This is a genomic window from Streptomyces sp. NPDC047869 (genome assembly GCF_040704065.1).
In the GTDB taxonomy this organism is placed as follows: domain Bacteria; phylum Actinomycetota; class Actinomycetes; order Streptomycetales; family Streptomycetaceae; genus Streptomyces.
Genome location: NZ_JBEYRK010000001.1, coordinates 80,178 through 92,021, shown reverse-complemented (window position 1 = coordinate 92,021; position 11,844 = coordinate 80,178). Strand labels below are relative to the sequence as shown.

The following is an 11,844-nucleotide window of genomic DNA, read 5'->3' as shown; positions in this document are numbered from 1 at the left end:
CCGACCGCCCCTTCGGTGCTGCCTCCCTGGCCTCCCTGGGCTCCCATCTGCGCAGGTCACTCCCAGGGAGGCCGTTCAGGGAGCCGGGTAGGGAGAACTCCCTCAGATCTCGCCGTCTCCCTGCTCTTCGTCGTCCTCGGCGAGCCGCTCGAGGACGGCGTCCTGGACGCGCTCGCGGGCGACGACCATGCGGCCGTCAGACTTGTACTGCTGGGCGCCGAACGGCTCCAGAGCCTTCTTCAGGTCGGCCGGCCCCCAGCTGCGGTAGGCGTCCGGGTTCTTCGCGGCGAGCCGGTGCAGCACCTCCTGAACCAGCACCCGCGGCTCATCGCCGAGGACGGCGGCGACGTCGGCCAGCGGGTCGGGCGGCTCGAACGTCGGCTCATCGACCGGCCCGGTGCCCTCACGCAGGCCCATCGCCCGCTCGACGACCGGCGTCACGTTGTCGATGCCCTTCTCCGCGTCCCGCTCCACGTAGTACGAGCGGATCACCTCGAACGGCTTCGCGGTGAACCCGTAGGTCACGGCAGTACCGATGTCCTGCCCGGGCACCAGCTCGGTCGCCCGGATGCCGGCCTTGTACTTGCCCGAGCCGAGCAGGCCGTCGTTGGCGACCTGGTCGCCGACCGCGAACGCCACCCGGTGCGACGTGTTGCGGGTGACGTCCCGCGGCAGGCTGTCGGCGGTCGGCGAGACCGTGGTCCAGATCAGGGTGATGCCCACCTTCCGCGCCTTCTTCATGACGCGAATGGCCAGCTCAGCGGCCTCTTTGCCGTACTCCTTGTCCATGAACAGCTCGTGGCACTCGTCGAACACGACGACCCGCGGCCGCATCCTGGCGTCCTTCAGAGCCATCTCGCGGGTGAGCTTGGGCGACTCGCCGCCCAGGTCCTCGAGGAGCTTGCCCCGCTCGGTGACCTCCTGCGTCAGGGTGCGCAGCCGGTCCAGTGCGGCCTTCAGCTGCTCCTTGTCGTCGCCCTTCACCAGCGTCTTCAGCCGCGGCTTGAGCGGGTCGTAGTCGACGTTCGCGGCCATCACGTACACCTCGGCCTCGACCAGCGGGTCAAGGATGGCGCCGAGCAGCAGGGAGACGACGATGGACGTCTTCCCGGAGCCCATGATGCCGCCGACGATCCAGTTGGACGCCATGAGCTTGCCGATGATGGGCTCGCCCCGCTGGGAGACGGCGACGGGCACACCCTTGAAGTAGTCGGTGGTGCCCTCCTTCAGCAGCGGCCACGGCGGCACGGCACCGGACAGAGAGCCCTGGTCAGCGACCCACAGGTCCAGGACGCCCGGCTCCTTCGGCGGCTCGGTCGGCCACACCTCGACCGGCTTCCTGAGCAGGTTGTGGGCCAGCACGTTCTTCTTGACGTTGACCATCTCGACGGTGACGCCGAGCGGCAACTGCAGCTTGGTGTGCCAGCCGTTCCCGGAGCGGGTCGACGGCTGCACCCAACGAGGCTGCCAGCCTTCCTTGATGGCCTTGTTCAGCGGGGCGATGCCCAGGTTGCCCAGCGCGCGGATGATGGCGCTCTCATCAGGCACAACGCCCTGATCCTGAGCGTCGGCGGGCAGCGCCCAGACGGGTGCGGTGCGCTGGTGCCGGCCGACCGCCCACACGCTGACCAGGGCCAGCCACGGCAGCGCGTACAGCAGCGGCCCCCAGATGACACCGGCAACGAACGCGACCAGGGCGACGAAGTCCACGACCGTATTGATCGGGGCGAGGACGTCGTGCACGTCGTGGCTGTTCCAGGCGAGCAGGACGCCCAGCAGCAGAAGCGCGCCCGCCCCGGCTGCGGTGCCGGTGAACAGGGCCTTCGGCGCGTTGATGGCCATCTGCAGCAGCTCCATGCGCCGATTCTGCCGTGCGGCCCGGTAGGAGCTCAGCCGCTGCTCCCACTCCCTGACCAGCTCCTCATTCCCGCCGGCCTCCGCGATGCGCATCATGCGCTGGTAGCGGGCGGCGGTGCGGCCGTCCCAGGCGCGGCGGCCGAGGATGCGGGTACCGCCCCAGGCGTAGGCGCCGTGCCGGACGGCGAGCCGGTAGCCGGCGTTGGAGCGGGTCTCCACGACGACGCGGCGCAGGTGGTCGATGCGGATACGGCGCCGCGGCGCGGCCTGCTCCTTCACCGGCTCGGCGGCCGGGGCCGGCGGCTGCTCGGGGGCGAACTTCAGTAGGGACACCTGCGGCTTGACGTGCCCGTTTACCCGCTCCGGGGCTGTCTCGGTCATGCTGGTCATCTCCGGTTGCTCGATGGGTGATCCGGGGACACGGGGCGGCCGGCGGTTCCTAGGCCGGTGACGGCCGCCCCGTGGCGTAGCTACTTCTTGCGGGCCTTGGCCTTGGCGTCCTCGCGCTCCTGGGCCTTCTCGCGGATGCGGGCGGCCCGGTTCTCGAGGGCCTTGGTGGGCTTGCCCTTCTCCTCGCGGCGGGCGATCCGGTAGCCGATCACGACCGTTGCGGCCAGCTCACGCAGGTTGTGCGGGTCATGCTTCGAAGCGGGCATCGGTCAGTCCTCCGTGGTGTCGTCGGCGGGCAGGGCGGCGGCGATGGCGGCGCAGGTGCGGGCCTCTGCCGACCAGGCCTGGGAGACCGCGGCGTACATCTCGGCCTGCCGTGCGTCGTTGCCGTGGGCGAAGGTCTCGGCGCGCTCGGCGAGCTGCTCCGCCCGGCGGGCGGCGACCTTGGCCTTGGCCAGGTAGTCGGTACGGGTCGGCATGGTCACTTCTCCTTCAGGAAGTCGCGGTACAGACCGCGCAGCATGAGCAGGCAGGCGGTGGCGCAGGCGCCGCCGACGGCGACCGCGACGGCGAGCAGAGCGAGGGACGCGGCGAGGAAGCAGGCGACGCCCCCGCCGACCACCACCAGACCGCCGACCGTCAGCCACTTCTTCGTGTCGAACTGCTGGGCCGGGACGGCCTGCTGCTGCGGCTGCTGCTGGGCGAGCAGCTGCTGCGCGGCGAGGATCGCGGCGATCTGCCGGGTCAGCTCCGCGTTGTCGGCGGCGGCCACCGCGTCCTGGGCGGCCTTCTCCAGGGCGCTCACGGCTGGCCCCCGCCCGGCCCGGCCAGGGCCTTCTCCCGGTCGTACAGGGCGTCGATCGTCTCCCACGAGCCGGTCAGGTGGCGGGCGTTCATCTCGGCGCGCATGGCCTCCCGGAACTTCCGCTTCGACGGAGGCGGGTTCGTCGCGTACAGCTGTGCGGCGAGCAGAGCGACTGCCTGGTCGTTGGCGGCCTTCGAGGCCTGTGCCGAGGGTGTGCCGCCGCCCGTGCCGGACTGGCCGTCACCCCCCGTGCCAAGTGCGGGAACACCATCGGGCACGCCCCCCGACAGCAGGGCCTCCAGCTCCCTGTCAGACACCAGGCCGGGCAGCTCGGCGACCGCCTCCGGCAGGGGGTGCTGGTCAATGACGTTCGAGTACGCCTCGAAGGCGTCATGGGTGACGGTGACGGCGTCCGCCTCCGCCTCCCGGGTGCCCTTCAGGATCTCCGCCGCAGCCTTCGTCTCGTCGGCCTGGGCGGCGGCCACGGCACGCGAGACGGCGATCCGGTCACGGGTCGTGGCGCGGGTCCGGTCGATGGCGGCCTGAGCCCGCGGACTGATCCGGGTGCGGTCCCGGTCGATGGCCATCATCAGCGTGACCTTCGCGAGCACCGGGATGAGCGCGCCGACCACGGCGGCCAGGACGTCACCGGCGAGCAGGCCGCGGGCGCCGAGGACGGCCACGGTCAGCGGCAGGAACACCCAGCCGATGGCCTTCGGCAGCCGGGCGCTGGAGCCCTGCCGGCGGTGCGCGGTCTCCTGTGCCAGGGCGTACAGCCACACGGCGTCATAGAGGACGGCGACGGAGTAGGCGAACGGGGCCGCGGCCTGCTCGGCGAGGATGCCGCCGATGGCGTCGATGGCCCACGCCACGGCGATGGTGGTCAGGATGGTCGGCAGCACCCAGGGTGCTGCCTTCTTCAGCTTGCTCACTCTCCGAACTCCTTCGGGGAAGCTGCGCGCACCACGCGGTGCGACGCGAGACAAGCGCCCTCGAGGTCCCGGCGGTCGACGGCGTCGACCAGCGCGGCCATGAGGGCAGGAACAGGGGGGATCGGCCGGGCCGACCGGCACACCGCACGCAGTGCGGCATGCTCGGTCGGCCGGCGAACGGGCCAGCGGGACGTCACTTGATCTCGCCCCTCAGCCGGATGGCCTCCGTGGCCAGGGCCTCGACACGGATCGCGGCCAGCCGCAGGCCCTCGGCGACGTGGCGTCCGTCCTCGGCCTGGAAGTCGCCCTCCGCGTCCAACACCAGCGAGATCACCGGGACCAGCTCACGGAACGGGGCCCACGAGATGTTCGCGGCCAGCATCGGCAGCCAGCGGTCGTCATCGGTGACGGTGCCGGCCTTCACCCGCACCGAGCGGTGCGTGATGTCGTTCCGGCCGATGCCGCCGCCGACCTGCCAGCCGTGGCCGATGCACCAGGGCGGGCACTCGACGGTGACCGTGCCGTGGTCGATCGTCTCCAGCGCCCAGCGGCGCGGCTCGGCGATCACGCCGACCACCTGCGGCGGCGGGCCTTGGTGGCCAGCCGGCGGGCGTCCCGCTTCGGCAGCTCCTCGACGGCGACCCGCTGCCGGGTCGTGTTCACGTTCCCGTTGCGACGCGGCATCAGAGGGCACCGCCCTCGTTACGCGCGGCCTGCTCCTTGTACTGGGCGCGGACCTCGACCAGCCGGCGGTGCGTTTCGCGCATCCGCTCCACCCGGGCGGCCAGCGTGCTGATGACCGTCTCCAGGCCGTCCGGGTCCAGGCCGTCGATGAAGTGGTCGTCCACCAGCTCGATCACGGCGAACGGCAGCCGCTCGGCGACCTTCTGGGACCACGGCTCCACCTTGATGACCGTGTCCAGGACGCGGAACTCCTCCGGCTCCCCGGACGCGTTGACCGGCAGGGTCAGGGACTCGTCCCAGAACCAGCACCAGACGTCCTCGCGGAAGATGGGCCGCTCGGCGTCCTGCTGGTGGTTGATGGTGCAGCCCGGCATGCAGGTGTACGTGAACTTCTCGCCGGTGACCCGGTCGGTGAACGTCCACGTGCGGGGCTCGGCCGGCTGCGACATGTCGGCGGCCGTCGGCTGCGAAGGGATCGCGGCCAGTGCCGCGACGTGCTGGGTGATGGCAGACTGTGCCATGCGGTTCTCCTGTTGTGGCAGGTAGATCCGAAGGCCCCTTCACGGTGTTGGTAGCACCGGGTTGGGGCCGCCGCCGTTCTGTCGGCGACGTGTCCACCATACACAGGATCGTGGTCATAGTGAACACGTAAGCGGAGAGAAAGTCTGCCGCGTCCCCTTGATCGCAGTACACATGACGTACACATGAGAACTAGATAGAAGCGGGTAACCCGACAGAACCCGATATAGAAAATCCGCAGGTCAGAGCCCTGTGTGGGCTACTCGGCAGGTTGGCGGGGCGCCCATCAAGACCTCGTAATGCGTAGGTCTCGGGTTCGAATCCCGAAAGCGGCTCTTCTGGGACCCCGGGTCAGTCATCGACGGATCCGGGGTTTTCCGTTGCCCGGCGCGGCGCGCCGCGGCGCGTGGCGTGCGTAGGGCATTGCGATTCTGGCGGCACTCGGACTCGCGGTCGCCGGCCTGAGCGCCGAGGACAAGAGAGGCATGCGGGTCGGCCGGGATATCGGCGACGCGCAGTGCGGCTGAGTGGTCAGCGATGCGGAGAGGGCGGGACAGGACCCCGGCCGTTCACCTCCGCCGACCGGGGTCCTTCTGCGTCCCCGGACCAGGCCTGCGGCGACACTCCCCCGAGTTACGCGTGCGACGCGCGCGCCGTCGGGCCGGGTCCGATGGAATGATCACATCAGGGCTCGCCAACAGATCGCTAACATGGGGCCAACGGTTCGTCCGCAAGCCGCCGATCGGCCGGCCGGGAGCAGGACCGCGGGAAGGCAGTGGGCAGCGTGAAGCGGCGGTACGAGCTGCGGTTCGGACTGCTGGGGCCACCCGCCCTGTACGACCGACAGCCGTACGGGATTTCGTACGACCCCTGCGCCGGTCCGCACGGCGAACCCAACGGTGATCCCGGCACCCACGACTCTGCCCCCGATGGCGGCGCTGACACACAGCCGCGCGCCATCGGCAGCCCCAAGGTGCGCGCGCTGCTCGCCGCACTGCTGCTGGAGGCCGGCCGGGTCGTCTCGGCCGAGTCGCTGAAGGACGCCCTGTGGGGCGGGGCGCCCCCCGTCTCCGCGCAGGCCTCGCTGCACAACCACGTCGCCCGGCTGCGCCGGCTCCTGGACGACCCCGAGCGGCTCAGAACCGTGGCGCCCGGCTATCTGCTGCGCGTCGACGAGGGTGAACTGGACGTGCACGTGTTCGATGCCGGGGTCGCCGCGGCACGCGCCGCCCACGCGCGGGGGGACTGGCGGAACGTCGTGTGTGCCGCCACGTCCGCGCTCGCGCTCTGGCGCGGCGCTCCGCTCGGCGGGCTCGCCGCAGACCTCGGCGGCCACGCTCTGGTGCAGCGCCTGGAGGAGGCGCGGCTGCTTCTGCTGGAGTGGCGGTACGACGCGGAACTCGCGCTCGGCGGAACGCGGTTGGCCGACATCGTGCCGGAGCTGGCGGCGCTTGTCGCCGAGCATCCGCTGCGCGAGGCCTACCATCGCCGGCTCATGCTCGCCCTGCACCGCACCGGCCGGCAGGCCGAGGCCCTCGCCGTCCACCGCGACCTGCGCGCCCGCCTGATCGAGGAACTCGGCGTCGAGCCCGGCCCGGCGGTCCGCGAGGCCCACATGGAGGTCCTGCGGGAGGTCACGGCACCGGCGCGGGGAGAGACGGGTGACGCGGGAAGCGCCTCTGCGTACGGTCACGCCCATGCCCCGGCCGGCGTCGGGGCGGACGCCCGTGGCGCTCGTGTACCGGCCGGAGGAGGGCCGGCCGCCCCCACCCTCCGCGGCACACCGGTACCCGCCCGCGGTGGCTCCGCCCCGCAGGGGGCACGGGTGCTCGACGGCGAGGGCGACAGCGGCACCGCCGGCATGGGGGACGCGGGTGGTGCCGGCGCGGCCCCGCGTCCGTCCGAGGACCCGGCGTCCCCCTCGCCCCAGGCCCCCGTCCCGGCGCAACTCCCACCCTCACCACCTCACTTCACCGGCCGGGCCGCCGAGTCCGACGACCTGCGGCAGGCCCTCGCCGCCCGGGGCGGCCGACTGGCCGTGATCAGCGGTATGGCGGGCGTCGGCAAGAGCGCGCTCGCCCTGCACGTTGCCCACACGCTGCGGGACCGTTTCCCCGATGGCCAGCTCCACGTCAACCTGCACGGCGCCACACCCGGCATGACCCCGCTCACCCCGGCCCAGGCGCTCGCCGCCCTGCTGCGCGACCTCGGTGCGGAGCCCCGGAGCATCCCCGAACACCCGGACGCCGCAGCCGCGTTGTTCCGCTCCCTGCTCGCCCCGTCCCGTGTCCTGCTGATGCTGGACGACGCGGCGAGCGCGGCGCAGGTGCGGCCCCTGCTGCCGGCCGGGCCCGGCTGCGCGGTGATCGTCACCAGCCGGTCGCCGCTGACCGCCCTCGACGGCGCCCGGCGCTTCCCGCTCGACCCGCTGACCGGGGAGGACAGCGCCGCGCTGCTGCGGGCCGTGAGCGGACGCGAGGAACTCGACGCCGGCCACGCCCTGATCGAGCTGACCGGAAGGCTCCCACTCGCACTGCGGGTGGTCGCCGCCCGGCTGGCCGCCCGCCGCGCCCTCACCCCGGACGTACTGGCCGGACAACTGGCCGCCTCGGGCAGCAGGCTGCCCCACCTGGAGTACGACGACCTGAGTGTCCGCCGGTCCCTCGCCGTCGCCCACGACGCACTCGCCGCCGCCGAACGCGAGGCCGACCGGGACGCGGCCCTCGTACTGCGCCGCATCGGGGAACTCGACCTGCCGACCTACGGCGCCATGCTCGTCGCCCGCCTCACCGGTACCGACGCGCGCCGCGCCGAGGCCGCCCTGGACCGGCTGGTCGACGTGGCCCTGCTGGAGGAGACGGAGTACGGCCGCTACGCCCCGCACGACCTGGTCCGCGACTTCGCCCGTGAACTGGCCGGAGCGAGCGCCGGGCCGGCCGCCGGCACCGATCCGGACCTCACCGCCCTGCGCTGGTACGCGGCGGCCGCCGAGCGGGTGCTGACCGCCCTCGAGGAGCCCGGCCTCGACCAGGACGACCGCCGCCGGCCCACCTCCACGCAGCCGCCGGAACACGCGGCGGACGTGGCGTCCCTGCCGCCCTTCGAGTCCGCCGACCAGGCCTTCGCCTGGGGCGACATGGAACTGGAGAACATCGTCGCGCTGGTGGAGCGCAACGCAGGCACGGCCGCCGGGCGCCGGGCCGCCGCTCTCTCGGTGCTGGTCCGGCTGTTCTTCCCCTACATGCGGCGGCGCGGCCGGGTGGCCGAGATGGAGGTGCTGGGGCGGGCCGCGCTCGACGCGGCGCGCGGGCTCGGGGACGCGGCGGCCGAGGCGTACGCGCTGGGCGACCTCGCCGGGCTGCACTTCCTGACCGGCCGGCAGAACGACGCCCTCGCCCTCACCGACGACGCCCTCGCGATCTGGCGGCGGCTCGGCAGGGTCTCCTGGATCCGGCGCAGCCTGAACAACCGCGGGCTGCTGCTGGAGGGGCTCGGCCGGTTCGCGGAGTCCGGTGACGCGCTGCGGCAGAGCCTCGCCTACTCCCGGCAGCTCAACGACCCCTACGGGGAGGCCATCACCCACAGCCATCTCGGCAACCTCTACGAGCACACCGACCCGCGCGCGGCGATCGAGCGGCACCGGCGCTCGCTGGCGATCGGGGACGCGATCGGCGCGGTCGTCGTGCGGCACTCGGCCCACTGCAACATCGGATACGCCCACCTCACCCTCGGAGAACCGGCGGCGGCCGCACGGCACTTCGAGGAGAGTCTGCGCATCCTCGGCGGTCACGGCGACTGGCACGGCGAGTCGCAGACCCGGCTCGGTCTGGTCCGCGCGCTGCGACGGCTCGGCGAGATGGAGCGGGCCGCCCGCGAGTGCGCGGAGCTGCTGCGCCGGGCCGACGCCCGCGCCGACCGCTACATGGGCGGCCTGGCCCGCCACCAGCACGGGCTGCTGCTGCGTGAGCAGGGACGGCGGGCGGAGGCACGCGACGTCTGGCACGCGGCCCTCGCGGCGCTGGACGGCACCGACGAGCAGGCGGTCCTGGAGGAGCTGCGGGAGCTGGTGGCCGGCACCCCGGTGTGCTGACCTGCCCTCACTTGGCGTCGGCGTAGCACTCCACCACCGCGGTCGTGAACGGGAAGCGCACCGGTGTCTCGCCGAAGGTCAGCCGCCCGGCGAGGCGCGAGGCCTCCTGGATCGCCTCGACGACCGTGTCGGCCTCGTCGGCGGGACAGTGCACGATCACCTCGTCGTGCTGAAAGAAGACCAGCTCGGCCTCGAGGTCCGCGCAGGCCCGGCGCAGCCCGGCGAGCAGCAGCAGGGCCCAGTCGGCGGCGCTGCCCTGCACGACGAAGTTCCGGGCGAAGCGGCCGCGCGCGCGGGAGTTGCCCGAGGCGTGGCCAGGGCCCCAGCCCGGGCCGTCCGCCTGGTTCTCGGTGTCGTCGTCGCCGACCGGGATGCCCGCCTCCTCGGCCGCGTCCTCGTCCGGGCCGGCGACAGGTGGGCAGGTCCGGCCCAGCCAGGTGCGGACGAGCCGGCCCTCCTCGCCGGCCCGGGCGGCCTCGTCGACGTAGGCCACGGCCCGGGGGAAGCGGCGTCTGAGGGCGGCGAGGTTCTTCAGACCGTCACCGGAGGTCTGGCCGTAGACCGCGCCGAGCACGGCCAGCTTGGCCTGGTTCCGGTCGCCCGAGAAGGCGCGGTCCGAGACGGACTGGTACAGGTCGCTCTCGCGCCCGGCCACCTCCATCAGGCCGGGGTCGCGGGAGATGGCCGCCAGGACGCGCGGCTCCATCTGGTCGGCGTCGGCCACGACCAGCCGCCAGCCGGGGGCGGCCACCACGGCCCGCCGGATCACCTTCGGGATCTGCAGTGCGCCCCCGCCGTTGGTCACCCAGCGCCCGGTGACCGTGCCGCCGGCCAGGAACTCGGGCCGGAAGCGTCCGTCGCGGACCCAGTCCTGCAGCCAGGACCAGCCGTGCGCCACCCAGATGCGGTACAGCTTCTTGTACTCCAGCAGCGGTTTGACCGCGGGGTGGTCGACGGAGGCGATCTCCCGGCGGCGGGTGGACCGCACCTTGATCCCGGCCCCGGCGAAGGCCTTGACGACGTCGGCGGGCAGGTCGGGCCGCACCCGGCGGCCGAAGGCGGCCGACACCTCGTCCGCCAGCTCGGCCAGGTGCCGCGGCTCGCCGCCGCCCGCGTACCGCTCGCCCAGCAGGTCGCGCAGCAGCTCGCGGTGGACCTCGGCGCTCCAGGGCAGGCCGGAGCGGTTCATCTCGGCGGCCACCAGCATCCCCGCCGACTCGGCGGCGGTCAGCAGCCGCATGCGGTCGGGGTGGGCGGTCCGCTCGTGCCGCCGCTGCTGCTCGGCGTAGACGGCGAGCAGGTCGGTGAGGGGCAGGCGGTTGCCGGCGGGCTCGAACAGCGGGGACTGGGCGCCCGGTTCGGCCTGCCGCTGCGGTGGGTCGGGCGGTACGGGGCCGCCGCGGAGGCGGGCCAGGGCGGCGGCGGCCGAGCGCGGCTCGCCGTACCGCCCCTCGTGGCCCAGCAGGAGTGTCTCGGCGACCTCGATGTCGTAGCACCGCTCCACTCGCACCCCCGTGGCGAGCAGACGCGGGTAGACGTCGGCGGTCGACCGCCACACCCAGCGCGTCACCTCCGGACGGCTCCGCACCGCCCCGGCGAGATCGCTCTCCCGCCGCACCGGCCCGGCGGGCAGCCCGTCGGGGCCGAGGGGGGCGACGTCCACGCCACCGTCCTCGGCCGCCGCGAGAGCCCACCGGCCGGACATGGGAAGGAGTCTGGCAGGCGGCACTGACAATGGCTGTGACCTGCGGGTTCATCACGGCGGAGCCGTGCGCTGCCCGGGGTCAGTCCGTCGCCGCCTCCTCCGCGTCCGCCGCCGCCTTCTTGTGCTCCAGCAGCGTCGCCAGCACCTTGCCGATGAACTCCTCGGTCGCCGCCTTGGTGATGCCGAGGCCGCTGAGGACGCCCGTGCCGTTCTCGTGCTCCAGCAGGGCCAGCAGGAGGTGCTCGGTGCCGATGTAGTTGTGGCCGAGCCTGAGGGCCTCGCGGAAGGTGAGTTCCAGGACCTTCTTGGCCTCGGGGCCGTAGGGGACTAGGTCGGGAGCGTTCTCCGCGGCCGGCGGGAGCGCCGCGGTCGCGGCCTGGCGCACCGTGTCCAGCGGGACGCCCTGCGTGGTGATCGCCTTCGCGGCCAGGCCCTCCGGTTCGGCCAGCAGGCCGAGGACCAGGTGCTCGGGGCGGCCCTCGGAGTGGTGGGCGGCCACCGCCTCGTTGTGCGCGGACATCACCACGTTCCGCGCGCGGGGGGTGTAGCGGCTGAAGCCCTGGCTGAGGTCGAGGTCGGCCGACTCCTTGGGCACGAACCGCTTCTGCGCCGCCTGCCGGGTCACGCCCATGCTCTTGCCGATGTCGGTCCAGGAAGCGCCCGACCGGCGGGCCTGGTCCACGAAGTGGCCGATCAGGTGGTCGGCCACGTCACCGAGGTGATCGGCGGCGATCACCGCGTCCTGGAGCTGGTCGAGGGGTTCGGGATGAACCTTCTTGATCGCCGCGATGAGGTCGTCGAGGCGTACGGATGCCGTGACGTTCGGGTTGGTCGCCATGTGTCAACCGTAGGTTGCGCCGAA

Annotated in this window: 10 protein-coding genes; 1 reads left to right on the top strand and 9 read right to left on the bottom strand. The window is 73.0% G+C overall.

All coding sequences use genetic code 11. From position 1 onward, the window contains the following. Window positions 1-102: 102 nt before the first annotated feature. The 7 genes from AB0924_RS00440 to AB0924_RS00410 form a co-directional block, all read right to left on the bottom strand. Window positions 103-2,238 (bottom strand): zonular occludens toxin domain-containing protein, encoded by a 2,136-nt coding sequence (locus AB0924_RS00440; RefSeq protein ID WP_366910308.1) that lies wholly within the window; start codon window positions 2,236-2,238, stop codon window positions 103-105. Window positions 2,239-2,327: 89 nt separating this feature from the next. Beyond that, window positions 2,328-2,513, bottom strand: coding sequence for a hypothetical protein (locus AB0924_RS00435; protein ID WP_366910307.1), 186 nt, complete (start codon window positions 2,511-2,513; stop codon window positions 2,328-2,330). Window positions 2,514-2,516: 3 nt separating this feature from the next. Further along, window positions 2,517-2,726, bottom strand: a complete 210-nt coding sequence (locus AB0924_RS00430; RefSeq protein WP_366910306.1) for a hypothetical protein — start codon at window positions 2,724-2,726, stop codon at window positions 2,517-2,519. A gap of 2 nt (window positions 2,727-2,728) precedes the next feature. After that, window positions 2,729-3,052, bottom strand: coding sequence for a hypothetical protein (locus tag AB0924_RS00425; protein WP_366910305.1), 324 nt, complete (start codon window positions 3,050-3,052; stop codon window positions 2,729-2,731). Continuing rightward, a complete protein-coding gene (locus AB0924_RS00420) occupies window positions 3,049-3,984 on the bottom strand; it encodes a hypothetical protein (protein WP_366910304.1) in 936 nt (311 codons plus the stop codon). The genes AB0924_RS00425 and AB0924_RS00420 overlap by 4 nt, the downstream gene beginning before the upstream one ends. A 193-nt stretch (window positions 3,985-4,177) precedes the next feature. Continuing rightward, window positions 4,178-4,552, bottom strand: a complete 375-nt coding sequence (locus tag AB0924_RS00415; RefSeq protein ID WP_366910303.1) for a hypothetical protein — start codon at window positions 4,550-4,552, stop codon at window positions 4,178-4,180. Between the two features lie 115 nt (window positions 4,553-4,667). Next, entirely contained in the window at window positions 4,668-5,189 is a 522-nt protein-coding gene (locus AB0924_RS00410; RefSeq protein ID WP_366910302.1) for a hypothetical protein, read from the bottom strand. A 773-nt stretch (window positions 5,190-5,962) separates the two neighbouring features. Between AB0924_RS00410 and AB0924_RS00405 the strand changes: the two genes are divergently transcribed. Next, window positions 5,963-9,277, top strand: a complete 3,315-nt coding sequence (locus AB0924_RS00405; RefSeq protein ID WP_366910301.1) for a BTAD domain-containing putative transcriptional regulator — start codon at window positions 5,963-5,965, stop codon at window positions 9,275-9,277. A 7-nt stretch (window positions 9,278-9,284) separates the two neighbouring features. Here AB0924_RS00405 and AB0924_RS00400 read toward each other — a convergent pair whose 3' ends face one another. Continuing rightward, window positions 9,285-10,982 (bottom strand): bifunctional 3'-5' exonuclease/DNA polymerase, encoded by a 1,698-nt coding sequence (locus AB0924_RS00400; RefSeq protein WP_366910300.1) that lies wholly within the window; start codon window positions 10,980-10,982, stop codon window positions 9,285-9,287. Window positions 10,983-11,061: 79 nt separating this feature from the next. After that, entirely contained in the window at window positions 11,062-11,820 is a 759-nt protein-coding gene (locus AB0924_RS00395) for a Clp protease N-terminal domain-containing protein (protein ID WP_358937509.1), read from the bottom strand. Window positions 11,821-11,844 lie beyond the last annotated feature (24 nt).